This window comes from Nitrospirillum bahiense (assembly GCF_007828025.1).
Lineage (GTDB): Bacteria > Pseudomonadota > Alphaproteobacteria > Azospirillales > Azospirillaceae > Nitrospirillum > Nitrospirillum amazonense.
Genome location: NZ_VITO01000014.1, coordinates 25,718 through 43,093 on the forward strand (window position 1 = coordinate 25,718; position 17,376 = coordinate 43,093).

The window sequence follows — 17,376 nt, forward strand, 5'->3', positions numbered from 1 at the left end:
CACACACTTGTCCTCGATGTCCGCGCGCCTCCGGCCGGAGCCTGCCCACTGTGGCCCGGGCGATGGCTTGTGACTCGACCGCGCTGCGAAAAGGCGGCAGTTTGTGAACGACATGTCTTCCTCTTCCCAAATTCCCCCGATCCAGGTCTCGTCCCTGGATGGCCCCGTCACCTTTGGTCCCTTCCGCCTGACCGTGGGCGAGCGCCTGCTGACCCGCGACGGCGCCCCGGTCGAGATCGGCGGCCGCACCTTCGACCTGCTGGTCGCCCTGGTGGAACAGCCCGGCCGCGTGCTGGCCAAGCGTGACCTGCTGAAGCGGGTCTGGCCGGACGTGGTGGTGGAGGATGGCAGCCTGCGCTTCCACATGGCGGGCCTGCGCAAGCTCCTGGGCGATGGCGAGAACGGCGCCCGCTACATCGCGACCCAGGTGGGGGTGGGCTACGCCTTCGTCGCCGCCCTGCAGCGGGTGGCTCCGGCGGCGGAAACGCCGGCGGTCGCCCCCCCGGCGCCCCGTGACGGCAGCCTCTATTCCATGGAGGCCGCCGGCCGTCTGCCGGCCCGCCTGCCGCGGGTCTTCGGTCGGGAAGGGGACGTGCAACTGCTGACGGGCCGTGTGCCGGAAACGCCGCTCTTCACCATCGTCGGCGCCGCCGGCGTGGGCAAGACCACCCTGGCGGTGGAGATGGGGCACATGCTGATGCCCCACTTCGCCGGCAAGGTCCGCTTCGTCGATCTGGGCACCCTGGAGGATCCGGCCTTGCTGGCCTCCGCCATCGCGGCGGCGTTGGGCACGCTCGTCCAGTCCGAAGATCCCATGGCGGTGGTCCTGGGTCATGTCCGCCAGGAACACCTGTTGCTGATCCTGGACAATTGCGAGCATCTGGTGGACGCCGTGTCGCGGGTGGTGGAACGCCTCATCGACGCCGCCCCCCAGGTCCGCATCCTTGCCACCAGCCGCGAGCCGCTGCGCGTGCGGGCGGAGCATGTACACTGGCTGGGCTCGCTGGCCTATCCCGACACCGCGGCCGAGGGCCTGTCGCTGGACGCGCTGCTGGCCTATCCGGCGGTGGCGCTGTTCGTGGAGCGCGCGTCGGCGGGCAACAGCGCGTTGCGCTTCGATGTCGACGCCGTCCGCCTGGTATCCGACATGTGCGGCCGGCTGGACGGCATGGCCCTGCCCATCGAACTGACGGCCGTGCGGGTGGCGGCCCACGGGCTGGAGGCAACGGCCCAGCTGCTGGGGGAACGGTTCAGCCTGGCCTGGGCCGGGCGCCGCACCGCCTTGCCGCGCCAGCAGACCCTGCAGGCGACCCTGGACTGGAGCTACAACCTTCTGCCGGAGGCGGAGCGCCTGACCCTGGAACGCCTGTCGGTCTTCCTGGGCCCGTTTTCCATCGATGCGGCGCTGCAGGTGGTGACGGACGAGGACATGCCGACCGACGTGGCGTTGGCCGCCTTGGACGAGCTGACCACCAAGTCGCTGCTCTCCCCCGACCGGCTGAGCAATGCCGGCACCTACCGCCTGCTGGAAATGACACGCGCCTACGCCCGGGAAAAGCTTCTGGCCCGGGGGCAGCGAGCCTTTCACACCATGGCCCGGCGGCACGCGGCCTTTTTCCTGACCGAACTGGAGGCCGCCGGCTTTCCCACCCGGCGCTGCCTGGACCGGGTGAACTATTTCTCGCGCCAGCTGGGCAACATCCGCAGCGCGCTCGACTGGAGTTTCGGTGCCGACGGCGATCTGGTGCTGGCGGTCCGCCTGACGGCGGCGAGTGTGTCGGTTTTCACCAACATGTCGCTGCTGGTCGAATGCCGTGACTGGTGTGCGCGGGCCGTGGCGCACCTGGACGGCCACCGCGACACGGCGGTGGAGCTGGAGATCCAGGCGGCGCTGGGCCTGTCGCTGATGTTCACCCGTGGCAACAGCGAGGCGGCGGAGACGGCGCTGCGCCGCGCGCTGACGGTGGCCATCGCCCTGGACGACCACTGGAGCCAGCTGCGCCTGCTGGGACGCCTGCAGATCTTCCATGAGAGGATCGGCGACTACGGGACGGCCCATGGCTGGGCGGAAATGGCCGTCAAGGTGGCCGAGGTGATCGACGTGCCGGAGGCGGCGGCCGTCGCCGCCTCCCTGGCCGGCATCTCCCACCACCTGGCGGGGGATCAGGCCAGCGCGCGCCAGGAACTGGAGTTTTCCATCCGGCAGAGCATGCCGTCCGACCGGCGGCGAACGATCTACTACGGCTTCGACCACCGCAACCGTTCGGGTATCGCGCTGGCCCGCGCGCTGTGGCTGATGGGCCACGCCGACCAGGCCCGGGCCGTGGCCGCCCGCACCGTGCGCGAGGCGGCGGGACTGGAGCACGCGGTCACCCACTGCATCGCTCTGCTGTGGACACTGTCGGTCGACCTGTGGGCGGGCGATCTGGAGAAGGCGGAGGTCAGCCTGGCCAACTTCGCCCGCGCTGCCGAGGTCAACGCCCTGGGGCCGTACATCGCCGCCAGCGGCGGCCTGCGGGGGGAACTGGCCGTCCAGCAGGGCCGCGCCGGCGACGCGCTGGACTGGCTGGAGGAAAGCCTGGCCCGCCTGCGCGCCGCCCGGTATGAGCTGCTGACCACCACCTTCAGCCTGGCGCTGACGCAGGGCCTCATGCTCAGTGGCCGCCAGGGGGAGGCGTTGGACCTGGTGGACGCCGCCATCGACCGCTGCACGGCCAGCGGCGAACTGTTCACCATGCCCGAGCTGCTGCGCGTCAAGGCCAATGTCCTGCGGACCTTGGCCGACCGCGAACCGGCGGAGGTGGAGGCGCTGCTGCACGACGCGCTGGCGTGGAGCCGACGGCAGGCGGCGAAGGCATGGGAATTGCGCGCTGCGATCGACCTCGCCCGCCTTTGGATGGACCAGGGCCAGCCGGCCCGGGCACTGGCCCTGCTGCGGCCCCTGCGCGACGGCTTCCAGGAAGGGCTGGACACCGCCGACCTGCGGGCGGCCGACCAGCTGCTGCTGATGCTGGCGGATCTGCCGGGAACGGCCGATGGCGGCGGCGCGCTGTCGGCCTGGCCTTGGTGATGCAGCGGCCTTAAGGTCGGGGCCGGCGGACGGCGCGCAGCGTGCCGCTGTCGCCGCCGCCGCAGAAGAAGCGGTCGCCGCCATCGGATTCCAGGCCGGATATGCCGGTCCCGGCCGGCATGTCCAGCTGCTCCAGGACGGTGCCGGTGCGCGGGTCGATGTGGCGAAGGTCGCTTTCGCCCCCTTCCCAGGTGCCGTGCCACAGCTCCCCGTCGACCCAGGTGACGCCGGTGACGAAGCGGTTGGTCTCGATGGAACGCAGGATGGCTCCCGTGTCGGGATCGACCTGGTGGATCTTGCGGGCGCGGTATTCCCCGACCCACAGCGTGCCCTCCGCCCAGGCCAGCCCGGAATCGGCACCCCCGGCCGGGGCGGGGATGGTGGACAGCACCCGGCCGGTGGCGGGGTCCAGCTTCTGGATGCGATCCTCGGCGATCTGGTACAGGTGCCGGCCGTCGTAGGCCGTGCCGGCGTGGGCCGCGACCTCGATGGAACGCCGCACGGCGCCGCCTTCCGGATCCAGGGCGTTCAGCCGGTCGCCGGCGGCGAACCAGACCTGCTGGCCGTCATAGGTCACCCCATGCACGCGGTCGATGTCGGGGAAGGGGCCGTATTCGCGCAGGATTTCAGCGGCTGATCGTTTCATGGGGGGCGCCTCCGTCGGATGTCCGTCCCACGCTAATCGCCCGGCAGGAAGGTGGGGAGTAACAAGGTCGTCGTGAATCCCGGCAGGGGCGGGGTGGTCCAGCGCCGCGCCCGGCCCTGGCCGAAGGCTTGCGCCTTGCCTGCTGCCGCCAGCGTTTCCAGCGCGCGCTGGACGGTGCGCTGGCTGGCGCCCAGCGCCATGGCCAGGGCGGAACTGGACCATGGCTCGCCATCCGCCAGCAAGGCCAGGACGGTGGCCAGCGCATCCTCCTCCGGCAGGGTCAGCACCGCCACCTCGGCCGCTTCCAGGGGCTGCAGGGCGAACCCCTGCCTGGTGGCCCGCACCTGGGCCAGCGGCCGCAGCAACGCCCGCAGCCGCCCGATTTCCACCCGCAGGCGCGCCCGGTGGGACTCGTCGGCGTCCTTGGCGCGGAAGGCGCGGGCCACCAGCGTGCGTCGCGACACGTCGGCTGGCCAGGCCTCGGCCAGCGAACGGGCCAGCGTGAACAGTACGGGGCGGCGGGTCAGCGCAATCAAGGTGCCGCCGGCATGCACCACCAGGCGGCAGGCATCCACGACCAGCATGGTCGAGGCCCGCAGCGCCTCGACTTCCTCCAGCATCAGCAGCCGCTGCGTTCCCCGTGTCAGCAGGCGGGCGGCCGGCAGTGTCAGGGCGCGGGCGACACCGTCCACCTCCGCCGCCAGGGCCGGGATACCGGCTTGTTGCGCGGCGTGCCCGGCGCGGGTCAGGGCCGCGCGAGCGGGTTCAGCCCGCACGCGCCGCAGGGCGACGCCGGCCACCACCAGTTCGTGGGCCGCGCGCAGGGCGGGCGGGAAGGGGGTGGGATCCAGCTGGGCCAGCGCCCCCTCCGCCTCATCCAGCCGGCCGACCAACAGCAGGCGCCGGATCTCCAGGTACCGGGCGTGCGCCGCGTTCAGGCGGTCGCCCCGCGCCTCCAGCACCTCGCGCGCGTGGTCCAGGGTTGCGGCGGAAAAGCCGAGGTCGCGCGCGGCCAGCGCGATTTCCGCCTCCGCCACGGCACAACGCGCACGGGCCACGGCCTCCTTTGGGCCGAAGCCGCGCATGGCGCCCCGCAGCAGCGCCCGCGCCCGGGGAAGATCGCCCAGCTGCGCCATGGCGATGCCGCGCAGGGCCAGGGCCGGCGGGTCACCGCGCAGGGCGACGCGGTTCAGCGCGCCCAGCGGGTCGCCCAGGGCCAATGCCCGTCCGGCGGCCGTGATCAGCGAGTCCATGCGTATCCCGTCACACTTGTCACTCCCGACCCTCCGGCGCCCAGGCCCAGTCTGGCGCCGACCACCGCCCCCTGTCCCCGGCGGAAGGGGTGGGTGGATATACTGACGGAGAGAAAATAATGACACCACATGTGACGGGAACGCGGGAAGAGTGGCTGGCGGCGCGGCTGGACCTGCTGGAGGCGGAAAAGGCGCTGACGCGCGAAAGCGATGCGCTGGCGCAACGCCGCCGGGCCCTGCCCTGGGTGCGGGTGGACAAGGATTACCGCTTCGAAACCGACGGCGGCCCCGCCACGCTGGCCGACCTGTTCGGCGGGCGCTCACAGTTGATCGTCTATCACTTCATGTTCGGGCCCGATTACACGGCGGGCTGCCCCTCCTGTTCCATGATCGCGGACGGGTTCAACGGCTTCGCGGTCCACCTGGCCAACCATGACGTGGCGTTGGTGGCGGTGTCGCGGGCGCCGCTGGCCAAGCTGCAGGCCTATAAGCGGCGTATGGGCTGGACCTTCCCCTGGGCGTCATCGGCCGGCGGCGACTTCAATTTCGACTACAACGTCGCCTTTACCGAGGCGGAGCAGCGCGACGGCCGTATCGAGTACAACTACAAGCGCGGCGGCCACGCCATGGACGCGACGACGGTGGTGCCGGAACCGGTGGCCCGGTTCGCGGCCACCTGCGGCACCGACGCACCCACCTACACCCGCGACCGGCCGGGCATGAGCGCGTTCGCGCGCGGCGAAGACGGCGCCCTCTATCACACCTACTCGACCTATGCGCGGGGCCTGGACAGCCTGTGGGGCGCCTACCAATGGCTGGACCGCGCGCCGCTGGGCCGCAACGAGAGCGGCGTCTGGTGGCGCCGGCATGACGAGTACGGTCCGCAACGCTGAGGTGGGCGGCCCGGGGCGGCGTCTTGGCGGCATCCCGGGCCCTTGCCCTCCTTCCACAGGAGACGGGACATGTCGTTTAGGGGACTTCCACGTATCGCGGATTGGCTGCGCCTGGCCGCGGCACCGACCTTCGCCGTCATGGCGGCGGTCACGGCCATTCAGGAGGCCGCGCGGCCGGCGATGCTCTGCATCACCCCGGCGGACGCGTGGCCCCTGGGCGGGATGACGCAGATGTACCTGCTGATGGCTATTTTCCACCTGGGGCCCTGGCTGGCGCTGGCGGGCCGCCAATCCAGCGCGCATCTGGGGCAGCCACCGCGCCGAAAAGATGATATGAACCCTTCTGCCCAAGTAAAGATTGGCTGGCGGAAGCCTTGAATTACCTGGGAGCGGGCAAGCACCGGGCTTTGGTCAAGTAACATAAGAATTTTCGGGAGAGGGATTTTAATGTTTTGTGATCAAGCTGCCGGCGGTGCCGCGTGAGCGAAGTGTCGGGCGGGCTGGTTCGCGGCCTTAAGAACCGTCATGTGCAGATGATCGCACTGGGCGGCGCCATCGGATCGGGATTGTTTCTGGGCTCGGCGCAGGCCATCCACAAGGCCGGACCCAGCCTGCTGCTGGCCTATGCGCTGGGTGGCATGGCGGTGTTCTTCATGGCGCGGGCGCTGGGCGAGCTGCTGCTCTACCGCCCGGTGGCCGGTTCCTTCGCCACGTACGCCCACGAATTCGTGGGGCCCTGGGCCGGCTTCGTCTCCGGCTGGTCCTACTGGTTCCTCTGGGTCATGGTCGGCATCGCCGAGCTGACGGCGGTCGGCGTCTATATCCGTTACTGGTTCCCCAACCTGCCGCAATGGGTGCCGGTGCTGGCCATGCTGGGCGTGCTGCTGGCCGCCAACCTGCGCAGCGTCAAGGTGTTCGGCGAGTTCGAGTTCTGGTTCGCCCTGATCAAGGTCCTGGCCGTCGTCGCCCTGCTGATCTTCGGCGTGGCGGTGTTGGGCTTTGACGCCGGCGGTCTGGGCACCCACGCCAGCGTCTCCAACCTGTGGACCCACGGCAGCCTCTTCGCCAACGGCACCATGGCCACCCTGCTGGTCTTCCCGGCCGCCCTGTTCGCCTTCGGCGGCATCGAGCTGATCGGCGTGACGGCGGGCGAGGCGGAGGATCCGGGCAAGACCCTGCCGCGCGCCATCAACGGCGCCCTGCTGCGCATCCTGGTGTTCTACATCGGTGCCATCGTGGTGATCATGTCGCTGGTGCCGTGGGACCAGATCTCGCCGGACTTCAGCCCCTTCGTCACGGTGTTCGACCATTTCGGCATTCCCGCCGCCGCCGGGGTGATCAATTTCGTCGTGCTGACGGCCGCCGCCTCGGCCTGCAACAGCGGCATCTTCTCCTGCGGCCGCATGCTGCACACCCTGGCCAACGCCAAGGAGGCGCCGGCCTACTTCGCCACGCTCAGCGACCAGCACGTGCCCACGCGCGGCATCATCGCCTCGGTGGTCTTCATGCTGGCCGGCGTGCTGGTGAACTACGTGGCGCCCGAGCAGGCCTTCATCTACGTGATGAGCACGGTGGTGGTGATCCAGCTGTGGACCTGGTCGATCATCATCATTTCCCACCTGTTCTACCGCCGCGCCGTGGCGGCGGGCCGGGTGGCGCCCTCGCCCTATCGCATGCCCGGCGCGCCGTGGAGCGGGTATCTGACGCTGGCCTTCTTCGCCCTGACCCTGGTGCTGCTGGCGTTTGACGACAATACCCGCCTGGCCGTCTACGTCGCGCCCGCCTGGGTGGTGGCGATGGTCATCGGTTGGCAGGTGGCCAAGAGGGGATGACCGCCGGGCAGGACGCCCGGTCCTGTCAGGATCGGGCTTTCCCCCGCCGTCGCACGTTCTTGCCCACAATGGCGGCGATGATCAGCGAGAAGGCCACCAGCCGCAAGCCGAACGCCCATAGATATTCCCCCTGCGCCACGTCGGCGAAGGTGGTGATCCCCTGGTTGATGGCCAGCAGCCCGAAGGCGGTGGCGAAAGCCAGGAACAGCGTGTCCCGCACCCGTACCCAGAACCGCAGGAAGAAAAGGCCGACCAGGAAGTAGCCCAGCGTCACGCCGCCGGACAGGTAGCTCAGCACCTTGCCGTATTCTTCCACGCCCGCCCCCATCACTCCGTCTCCCAGATAAGTCCGACCAGCAGAATGCCGACGGAGATCAAGGCGGTCACCGTGCGCAGCGGGCGCAGGTCCATGTCGGGCAGCACGACAAAATCCAGGAACAGCAGGAAGTTGTTGATCGCGAGGCCAGTGAAGCAGAGCGCGCTCCACAGCAACAGGCGTGACCGGTCCTGCAGGTATTTGCGGATCAGAAGAACCATGCACAGAAAGCTGGTGGCCCCACACAGCAAGTAAACGGCCGCTGCAAGCGTCGGCATGGCCTCAATCCTTGCTCAGTTTGAAGGCGTCGGCGAAAGACTTGATACGCGAATTCGGGGTCGAAAGGATGGCTCTCATGACGGATATCGGCTGCTCGGCATAGGCGGTTTCGAGGTCGCGCACGAAAGCCTCCAGGATGGGGCCGGCCGGCTGGAACCGGTGGGCGTCACCGTCCGCAACGACCAGCCCTGCCTGGGTGAGGGGGGCCAGGGCCCCCTCGATCGCGGCGGCGCTGCTGCGCAGATGCAGGACCAGTTCGGGCACAGTCCACGCCCGGTCACGTTCCCGATACAGGAACAGAAGGGTCTCCAACGCCCAGACGGAGGGGATGGAAAGACGCAAGAGCTGAAGGTGCCGTTCGGAAAGCATGGGCGTTACCGTCTAGTCCCCGGTGGCCCATGGCCGCCCGCGGCGTTGCCGCGGGCCCGGGATCTGCCTCCAGTGATGGGGGTGGGAAAGGTCAGGCGAGACTGGCGACCTGCCCGGTGGCGAAGACGCGGACGGGGGGCGACGCGGCCGGGCCGATGAGCGTCAGCAGGACGCGCTCCAGGTCGGACAGCCGCACCGGCTTTTGCAGCACCGGCACGCTATGATAGCGGCCATCCATCGTCACCTTGTCGTACCCGGTGAGGAAGATGAAGGGCACGCCCGCGTCGGCCAGCAGATCGGCCACGGGATAGATCGGTGTGCCCTGCAGGTTGACGTCCAGGATGGCGCAATCGATGCCACCGGCCTTGGCCAGGACCAGGGCCTGGGGCAGGGTACCCACGGGGCCGGCCACCGTCATGCCCAGGTCCAGCAGCGCCTGCTCCATCATCATGGCCACCATGGCCTCGTCATCCACCACCAGGACCCGCAGCCCGGGGGGAAGGTGGTGGGCCGGGGCGGCGGGCTCCGGCGCCGGTGGGGCGACGGGGACGGTGTCATCGGCCACCAGCTTCCCCACCTCGCTCATGGGAATGCTGAAGGTGCAGACCAGGCCGGTGGGCAGCCAGTTCATCTCGACCCGGCCGGACAGTTGCCGTTCCACGCTTTCGGTGATGGCGCGGATGCCGAAGCCGCGCGACCGCGGCAACGTTGCAGAGGGGCCGCCGGTTTCCCGCCATGTCAGGGTCAGGACATCCGCCCGGCTGTGCCAGGTCAGCCGGACGCTGCCGGTCGGCACCGACAGGGATCCGTATTTGGCGGCGTTGGTGGCGAGCTCATGGATGCTCAGCGCCAGCGACTGCGCGGTCGCGGGCAGCAACATCACGTCCGGGCCGTCGAACACCACGCGCGGCGTGTCGCCGGACTGATAGGGGGCCATCTCCTCGCGCACCAGCCGCACCAGTTCAGCGCCCTGCCAGCGGGAATTCGACAGCAGCGTGTGCACCCAGGCGATGGCGCCGATGCGACCCTCGACCGCCTCCACGAATTCGGGGACGGACGGCGCCCGCGTCAGGCGCAGCACCGACTGGACGACCGCCAAGGCGTTCTTGGCCCGATGGTCGACCTCGCGCGCCAGCATCATCTGCCGGGCCTCGGCATCCTTGCGCTCGGTGATGTCCAAGGTGACACCGCTCAGTCGGCGGGGGCGGCCGTTCGCGTCACCGGTGGGGGCCGCGGCCGCGAAGCACCAGCGGATGGCGCCGTCGGGCCGGATGATGCGGAACTCCTCGCCATAGCGCTGGCCGGTGGTGGCGGCCTGGCGGATGGCCCGGATCTGCGCCTCCCGGTCCTCGGGGTGGAACAGGGCCCAGGCGCTGGCGGCGGTGACGGCGAAGCGGGCGGGGTCGGTGCCGAAGATGCGATGCTGGGCGTCGTCCCACATCAGTTCGTCGGTATCGGCGTTCCAGTCCCAGGACCCCATGCCGCCGGCGGCCAGGGCCAGGCTGCGCCGCCGCTCGCTCTGCTGCAGGCGGGCGGCCGTGTGCTCCAGGTCGGCGGTGCGCTCCGCCACGCGGCGCTCCAGCTCGGCGTTCAGCTGCTCCAGTTGGCGGGTCTTGCGGTGCAGCTCGACGAAGATGCGAACCTTGGCGCGCAAGACCTCGGGCACCACCGGCACGGGCACATAGTCGACCGCCCCCGCCTCATAGCCGCGCAGCCGGTCGACGTCCGACATCATGACCGCCGAGATGAAGATCATGGCGGTCTTCTCGAAGCGGGGGTGGCTGCGGATCATCTCGGCCAGTTGGAAGCCGTCCAGATCGGGCATGCAGACATCGACCAGGATGACGGCGATGTCGTGCCGCAGCAGATGCTCCAGCGCCTCGCGGGCGGAGCCGGCCTTGATCAGGTTCTCCCCCAGCTCGCTCAGGATGACCTCATAGCTGAGCAGCTTGGCCGGCTGGTCATCCACCAGGAGTATGTTGGCCTTGGGCGTGACGTCCATGGTGAAGCGTCCCCTCAGCGATGCAGCCACATGCGCAACGCCGACAGCAATTGCTCGGTGTTGACCGGTTTTGCCAGGTAATCAGAGGCCCCCGCTTCCAGGCATTTCTCACGATCGCCCTTCATCGCCTTGGCCGTCAAGGCAACGATGGGCAGCCGGCGAAAGGCCGGGTTGGCGCGGATGACGCCCATGGTCTGATACCCGTCCATCTCCGGCATCATGATGTCCATCAGCACGATGGCGATGTCGGGGGTCTGCTCGATCAGGGTGATGGCCTCGCGCCCCGTGGTGGCCGCCAGCACCCGCATGCCCCGGCGTTCCAGCACGCTGGACAGGGCGAAGATGTTGCGGGCGTCGTCGTCCACCAGCAGCACGGTGCTGCCCACCAGATCCTCGTCCGAGCCGTGCAGCCGTTCCAGCATGCGGCGCTTGTCCGCCGGCAGGTCGGCCACCACCCGGTGCAGGAACAGCGACGTCTCGTCCAGCAGCCGCTCCGGCGATTCCACGCCCTTGACGACTATGCTGCGCGCCATGGCGTGCAGCTTGGCATCCTCTTCCGCCGACAGCTCGCGCCCGGTGAAGACGATCACCGGCACGTCGCACAGGTTGCTGTCGGCGCTGATGACCTCCAGCACCTCGAACCCCGTCATGTCGGGCAGGCGCAGGTCCAGGACCACGCAGTCGCACGGCTTCTCGCGCAGGGTCCTCAGCGCCTCCGCCCCGGTTCCGGCGGCCAGCACCTCGATGTCGTCGTGGCCCAGCAGCTCGGTGATGCTCATCAGTTCGGCGGCGTTGTCCTCCACCACCAGCAGGCGCTTGCGCCGCGGCTGGGCGTATTCCTTGATCCGCTCCAGCGCGCTGTCCAGCACGTCCGGCGAGGTCGGCTTGGACATGAAGGAGAAGGCGCCCCGGGCCAGCCCGTGCTGCCGGTCCTCATCCAGGGTGATGATCTGCACGGGGATGTGGCGGGTGGCGGGGTTGTGCTTCAGCTGGCTCAGCACCGTCCAGCCCAGCATGTCGGGCAGGAACACGTCCAGCGACACCGCCGTTGGCTGATACTGGCGCGCCAGGTCCAGGGCGTCGATGCCGCGCATGGCGACCAGCACCTTGAAGCCCTTGTCCCGGGCCAGATCGACCATCACCCGGCTGTAGTGCGGGTCATCCTCGACGATCAGCAGGACGGCGTCGCCGGGCTGGATGTCCAGCCGGTCGTCCACCACCTGCTCCAGCGCACGCTCCGGCAGGCCGGCGGCATGGCGCCAGTTGGCGTCGGCCGGCACCAGGGCGGGGCGGTGGTCGTTGACCCCAGCGTTGGACGCCACGGCGCGGGCGGTGTGGACGGGGGCCAGATAGGTCGCCGGGATGTACAGGGTGAAGGTGCTGCCGCTGCCCGGCGTGCTGCGCAGGTGGATTTCACCGCCCAGCAGGTTGGCCAGCTCGCGGCTGATGGCCAGGCCCAGGCCGGTGCCGCCATACTTGCGGCTGGTGCTGGCGTCGGCCTGCTGGAAGGCCTCGAAGATGATCTTCTGCTTTTCGGTGGGAATGCCGATGCCGGTGTCGCTGACCTCGAAGGCCACCACCTTGGGCGACTGCTTCAGGATGGGATGGTCCGACGACCAGCCGTTGGCCGGCGCCGAGACGGTGAGGCGCACGCCGCCCGTCTCGGTGAACTTGAAGGCGTTGGACAGCAGGTTCTTCAGCACCTGCTGCAGGCGCTTGCTGTCGGTGGTGAGCGTCCGGCCCAGTACCGGATCCAGCTGCACGTCGAAGGCCAGGCGGCGGTTTTCCGCCTCGTGCCGGAAGGGCCGCGCCACGGTGTCCAGCAGGTTGCTGAAGAAGATCTCCTCCGCCTCCACCGAGACGGTGCCGGACTCGATCTTCGACAGGTCCAGGATGTCGCTGATCAGGTTCAAGAGGTCGGTGCCGGCACCATGGATGGTGCGGGAGAATTCCACCTGCTTGGGCGTCAGGTTGCCGTCGGGGTTCTCGCTCAGCTGCTGGCCCAGGATGAGGATGGAATTCAGCGGCGTGCGCAGCTCGTGGCTCATGTTGGCCAGGAACTCCGACTTGTACTTCGAGGTCAGGGACAGTTCCGTCGCCTTTTCCTCCAGCGCACGGCGGGCCTGTTCGATTTCCTGGTTCTTGCGCTCCACCTCGACGTTGCGCTCGGCCAGCTGCTGCGCCTTCTGTTCCAGCTGTTCGTTGGTCTGCTGCAACTCACCCTGCTGGGCCTGCAGTTCGGCGGCCAGCTGCTGCGACTGCTTCAGCAGGCCTTCCGTCTGCATCGTCGCCTCGATGCTGTTCAGCACGATGCCGATGCTGGCGGTCAGCTGTTCCAGGAAGGTCATCTGCAGGCCGGTGAAGGCTGTCATGGACGCCAGCTCGATCACCGCCTTCACCTGGCCCTCGAACTGCACGGGCAGGACGACGACGCTCTGCGGGATGGCCTTGAACAGGCCGGAGGAGATGGGCACGACGTTGGGCGGCATCTCCGTGATCAGGATGCGGCGCTTGTCGGCGGCGCATTGGCCGATCAGCCCCTCGCCGATCTGCAGGCGCTGCGGGTGGCCGTGGGTCGCGTCGTCGGCATAGCCCGAGACCAGCCTCAGGCTGCGCGGGCCTTCCTCGTCCATCTGGTAGATCACGCCCTGGTGGGCGCCGACCAGGGGTGTCAGCTCGGTCAGCAGCATGCGGCCCACGGTGGACAGGTCGCGCTGGCCCTGCAGCATGTTGGTGAAGCGGGCCAGGTTGGTCTTCAGCCAGTCCTGTTCGGTGTTGCGGTCGGTGGTCAGCCGCAAATTGTCGATCATCGTGTTGATGTTGTCTTTCAGCTCCGCCACCTCGCCGCGGGCATCGACCTGGATCGAGCGGGTCAGGTCGCCCTTGGTCACGGCGGTCGCCACCTCGGCGATGGCGCGCACCTGGGTCGTCAGGTTGGCGGCCAGCAGGTTGACGTTGCCGGTCAGGTCCTTCCAGGTGCCGGCCGCACCCGGCACGTTGGCCTGGCCGCCCAGGCGTCCTTCCACGCCCACCTCGCGCGCCACGGTCGTCACTTGGTCGGCAAAGGTGGCGAGCGTATTGGTCATGTTGTTGATGGTTTCGGCCAGGGCCGCCACCTCGCCCTTGGACTTCACCGCCAGGTTCTGCTTCAGGTCGCCGTTGGCGACGGCGGTCACCACCTTCACGATGCCGCGCACCTGTTCCGTCAGGTTGGCGGCCATGACGTTCACGGTGTCGGTCAGGTCCTTCCAGGTGCCGGCCACGCCGGGCACCTGGGCCTGGCCGCCCAGCTTGCCCTCGGTGCCGACCTCACGGGCCACGCGTGTCACCTCGCCGGCGAAGGCGTTCAGCTGGTCCACCATGGTGTTGATGGTGTTCTTCAGCTCCAGGATTTCGCCCTTCACGTCCACGGTGATCTTACGCGACAGGTCGCCGCGCGCCACGGCCGTGGTCACTTCCGCGATGTTGCGCACCTGGGTGGTCAGGTTGGCGGCCAGCAGGTTGACGTTGTCGGTCAGGTCCTTCCAGGTGCCGCCCACGCCGGGCACCACCGCCTGGCCGCCCAGACGGCCCTCGGTGCCCACCTCGCGCGCCACGCGCGTCACCTCGGCCGCGAAGGAGCGCAACTGCTCCACCATGGTGTTCAGCGTTTCCTTCAGCAGCAGGATCTCGCCGCGCACGTCCACGGTGATCTTCTTGGACAGGTCACCGTTGGCGATGGCCGTGGCCACCTCGGCGATGTTGCGCACCTGGGCCGTCAGGTTGCCGGCCATGAAGTTGACGCTGTCGGTCAGGTCCTTCCAGGTGCCGGCGACGCCGGACACCTGGGCCTGGCCGCCCAGCTTGCCTTCGGTGCCGACCTCGCGGGCCACGCGCGTCACCTCCGCGGCGAAGGCGTTCAGCTGGTCCACCATGGTGTTGATGGTGTTCTTCAGCTCCAGGATTTCGCCCTTCACGTCCACGGTGATCTTGCGCGACAGGTCGCCGCGCGCCACGGCCGTGGTCACCTCGGCGATGTTGCGCACCTGGTCGGTCAGGTTGGACGCCATGAAGTTGACGCTGTCGGTCAAATCCTTCCAGGTGCCGGCCACGCCGGGCACCTGCGCCTGACCGCCCAGGCGCCCTTCGGTGCCGACCTCGCGCGCCACGCGCGTCACCTCGCCGGCGAAGCGGTTCAGCTGATCCACCATGGTGTTCAGCGTTTCCTTCAGCTGAAGGATCTCGCCGCGCACGTCCACGGTGATCTTGCGCGACAGGTCGCCGTTGGCGATGGCGGTGGCCACCTCGGCGATGTTGCGCACCTGGCCGGTCAGGTTGCCGGCCATGGAATTCACGCTGTCGGTCAAATCCTTCCAGGTGCCGGCGACACCGGGCACCTGGGCCTGGCCGCCCAGCTTGCCGTCGGTGCCGACCTCGCGGGCCACGCGAGTCACCTCGGCGGCGAAGGCGTTCAGCTGGTCCACCATCGTATTGATGGTTTCCTTCAGCTGCAGGATTTCGCCGCTGACGTTGACGGTGATCTTCTTGGACAGGTCGCCCTGGGCCACGGCGGTGGCGACCTCGGCGATGTTGCGCACCTGGCCGGTCAGGTTGCCGGCCATGGAGTTGACGTTGTCGGTTAGATCCTTCCAGGTGCCGGCGACGCCGGGTACCTGGGCCTGTCCGCCCAGCTTGCCCTCGGTGCCGACCTCGCGCGCCACGCGGGTCACTTCGGCGGCGAAGGCGTTCAGCTGGTCCACCATGGTGTTCAGCGTTTCCTTCAGCTGAAGGATCTCACCCTTCACGTCCACGGTGATCTTGCGCGACAGGTCGCCGTTGGCCACGGCGGTGGCGACCTCGGCGATGTTGCGCACCTGGTCGGTCAGGTTGCCGGCCATGGAGTTCACGCTGTCGGTCAGGTCCTTCCACGTGCCGGCCACGCCGCGCACCATGGCCTGGCCGCCCAGCTTGCCCTCGGTGCCGACCTCGCGGGCCACGCGCGTCACCTCACCTGCGAAGGCGTTCAGCTGGTCCACCATGGTGTTGATGGTTTCCTTCAGCTGCAGGATTTCACCGCTGACATTCACGGTGATCTTCTTGGACAGGTCGCCGTTGGCGATGGCGGTGGACACTTCGGCGATGTTGCGCACCTGGGCCGTCAGGTTGCCGGCCATGAAGTTGACGTTGTCGGTCAGGTCCTTCCAGGTGCCGCCCACGCCCGGCACCACCGCCTGTCCGCCCAGCTTGCCCTCGGTGCCCACTTCGCGGGCCACGCGCGTCACCTCGCCGGCGAAGGCGTTCAGCTGGTCCACCATGGTGTTGATGGTGTTCTTCAGCTCCAGGATTTCGCCGCGCACGTCCACGGTGATCTTGCGCGACAGGTCGCCGCGCGCCACGGCCGTCGTCACCTGGGCAATGTTGCGCACCTGGTCGGTCAGGTTGCCGCACATGGCGTTGACTGAGTCCGTCAGGTCCTTCCAGGTGCCGGCGACGCCGGGCACGATGGCTTGGCCACCCAGCTTGCCGTCGGTGCCGACCTCGCGCGCCACGCGCGTGACTTCCGACGCGAAGGACCGCAGCTGGTCCACCATGGTGTTGATGGCTTCCTTCAACTGCAGGATTTCGCCGCGCACGTCCACGGTGATCTTCTTGGACAGGTCGCCGTTGGCCACGGCGATGGTCACCTCCGCGATGTTGCGCACCTGGGCCGTCAGGTTGGACGCCATGGAGTTCACGGACTCCGTCAGGTCCTTCCACACGCCCGTCACCTCGCGCACCTGGGCCTGGCCACCCAGCTTGCCGTCGGTGCCGACCTCGCGCGCCACGCGCGTCACTTCCGAGGTGAAGACGTTCAGCTGCTTGATCATGGTATTGACGATGGTGGCGGAGCGCAGGAACTCGCCCTGCAGGGGCCGGCCGTCCACATCCAGCGGCACGGTCTGCAGCAGGTCGCCGCGCGCCACGGCGGTGATGGCGCGGGTCACTTCCGTCGTCGGCCACAACAGGTCGTCGATCAGGGAGTTGACCGACCCTTCCATGTCGCCCCAGGACCCGCTGGACAGGTTGAACTTCACGCGCTGGCGCGTCTTGCCCTCGCGCCCCACCACCTGGCCCACCCGTTCCAGCTGCTGTGCCATCCGTTCATTGGCGGCGACGATCTCGTTGAAGGTGTCGGCGATCTTGCCCAGGACGCCGACATGGTTGCCGGACATGCGGACGGAGAAGTCGCCGACCTTCACCGCCTGCAAGGCCTCCAGCAACTGGTACAGTTCCGCCCCGCCGGGGGGAGGGCTGTCCAACGCCACGGTCGAAACGGGGACGGCGTCGGCGGTGTCGTGCTGGAGCTGCAAGGAAGCCTCCCGGCGTGGGCCCGGCTGGGCCACGGATTGATGACGCTCGGCCCCGGGGGCGGCCGGGGCCCTGTTCTTCCCTGAGGGGGCGCCGCATCCGTTCCTGCCGTGGATTTGCCGACCGGAGCACCCCTATTGGGCCGATTTCACAAGTATGGATATTTCACGGGTGTGGTTTGGCATGTCGTTCTATTCATATGGTCTAGCAGTTCCCAAGAGTTCGATACAGCTTCTGTCCGTCTATGCCGCCCTATAACTTAGGTAAGTGGGATAATGCGGTGATCATATATCTGTTTTGAGTACGCCTTTTCGGGTTGGGCGCCGTCACGGCGGCGCTGTCGGATCCAGGCGCGTGTCGCCCGCGCCCCGGTTCACGTCCCCTGTCCA

Annotated in this window: 11 protein-coding genes; 4 read left to right on the forward strand and 7 right to left on the reverse strand. The window is 68.5% G+C overall.

All coding sequences use genetic code 11. The annotated features are described in order from the left end of the window. Window positions 1-112: 112 nt before the first annotated feature. Window positions 113-3,070: an ATP-binding protein gene (locus FBZ88_RS19595; RefSeq protein ID WP_145618857.1), complete on the forward strand. Its 2,958-nt coding sequence runs from the start codon at window positions 113-115 to the stop codon at window positions 3,068-3,070. Window positions 3,071-3,080: 10 nt separating this feature from the next. Here FBZ88_RS19595 and FBZ88_RS19600 read toward each other — a convergent pair whose 3' ends face one another. Both FBZ88_RS19600 and FBZ88_RS19605 read right to left on the reverse strand, forming a co-directional pair. After that, on the reverse strand, window positions 3,081-3,716 hold the full coding sequence (locus FBZ88_RS19600; RefSeq protein WP_145618858.1) for a Vgb family protein: 636 nt from the start codon (window positions 3,714-3,716) through the stop codon (window positions 3,081-3,083). A gap of 32 nt (window positions 3,717-3,748) precedes the next feature. Continuing rightward, the gene (locus FBZ88_RS19605; RefSeq protein ID WP_145618859.1) at window positions 3,749-4,969 is read right to left on the reverse strand and encodes a helix-turn-helix domain-containing protein; all 1,221 of its coding nucleotides are present in this window, start codon (window positions 4,967-4,969) and stop codon (window positions 3,749-3,751) included. Window positions 4,970-5,088: 119 nt separating this feature from the next. Between FBZ88_RS19605 and FBZ88_RS19610 the strand changes: the two genes are divergently transcribed. The 3 genes from FBZ88_RS19610 (at window position 5,089) to FBZ88_RS19620 (ending at window position 7,694) form a co-directional block, all read left to right on the forward strand. After that, the gene (locus FBZ88_RS19610; RefSeq protein WP_186464495.1) at window positions 5,089-5,862 is read left to right on the forward strand and encodes a DUF899 domain-containing protein; all 774 of its coding nucleotides are present in this window, start codon (window positions 5,089-5,091) and stop codon (window positions 5,860-5,862) included. 138 nt (window positions 5,863-6,000) lie between these two features. Next, entirely contained in the window at window positions 6,001-6,240 is a 240-nt protein-coding gene (locus FBZ88_RS19615) for a hypothetical protein (RefSeq protein ID WP_145618860.1), read from the forward strand. A 101-nt stretch (window positions 6,241-6,341) separates the two neighbouring features. Beyond that, window positions 6,342-7,694 (forward strand): amino acid permease, encoded by a 1,353-nt coding sequence (locus tag FBZ88_RS19620; RefSeq protein WP_211102726.1) that lies wholly within the window; start codon window positions 6,342-6,344, stop codon window positions 7,692-7,694. 25 nt (window positions 7,695-7,719) lie between these two features. Here FBZ88_RS19620 and FBZ88_RS19625 read toward each other — a convergent pair whose 3' ends face one another. From FBZ88_RS19625 to FBZ88_RS19645, 5 genes are all read right to left on the reverse strand, one after another. Continuing rightward, window positions 7,720-8,022, reverse strand: a complete 303-nt coding sequence (locus FBZ88_RS19625; RefSeq protein ID WP_246138752.1) for a DUF5985 family protein — start codon at window positions 8,020-8,022, stop codon at window positions 7,720-7,722. Beyond that, entirely contained in the window at window positions 8,022-8,288 is a 267-nt protein-coding gene (locus FBZ88_RS19630; RefSeq protein ID WP_145618861.1) for a DUF5985 family protein, read from the reverse strand. Before FBZ88_RS19630 ends, FBZ88_RS19625 begins: the two co-directional genes overlap by 1 nt. 4 nt (window positions 8,289-8,292) lie before the next feature. Then, window positions 8,293-8,658 (reverse strand): hypothetical protein, encoded by a 366-nt coding sequence (locus FBZ88_RS19635; RefSeq protein ID WP_145618862.1) that lies wholly within the window; start codon window positions 8,656-8,658, stop codon window positions 8,293-8,295. 91 nt (window positions 8,659-8,749) lie between these two features. Next, window positions 8,750-10,660 (reverse strand): response regulator, encoded by a 1,911-nt coding sequence (locus FBZ88_RS19640; RefSeq protein ID WP_145618863.1) that lies wholly within the window; start codon window positions 10,658-10,660, stop codon window positions 8,750-8,752. A gap of 14 nt (window positions 10,661-10,674) precedes the next feature. Beyond that, a complete protein-coding gene (locus FBZ88_RS19645; RefSeq protein ID WP_211102727.1) occupies window positions 10,675-16,989 on the reverse strand; it encodes a HAMP domain-containing protein in 6,315 nt (2,104 codons plus the stop codon). Window positions 16,990-17,376 lie beyond the last annotated feature (387 nt).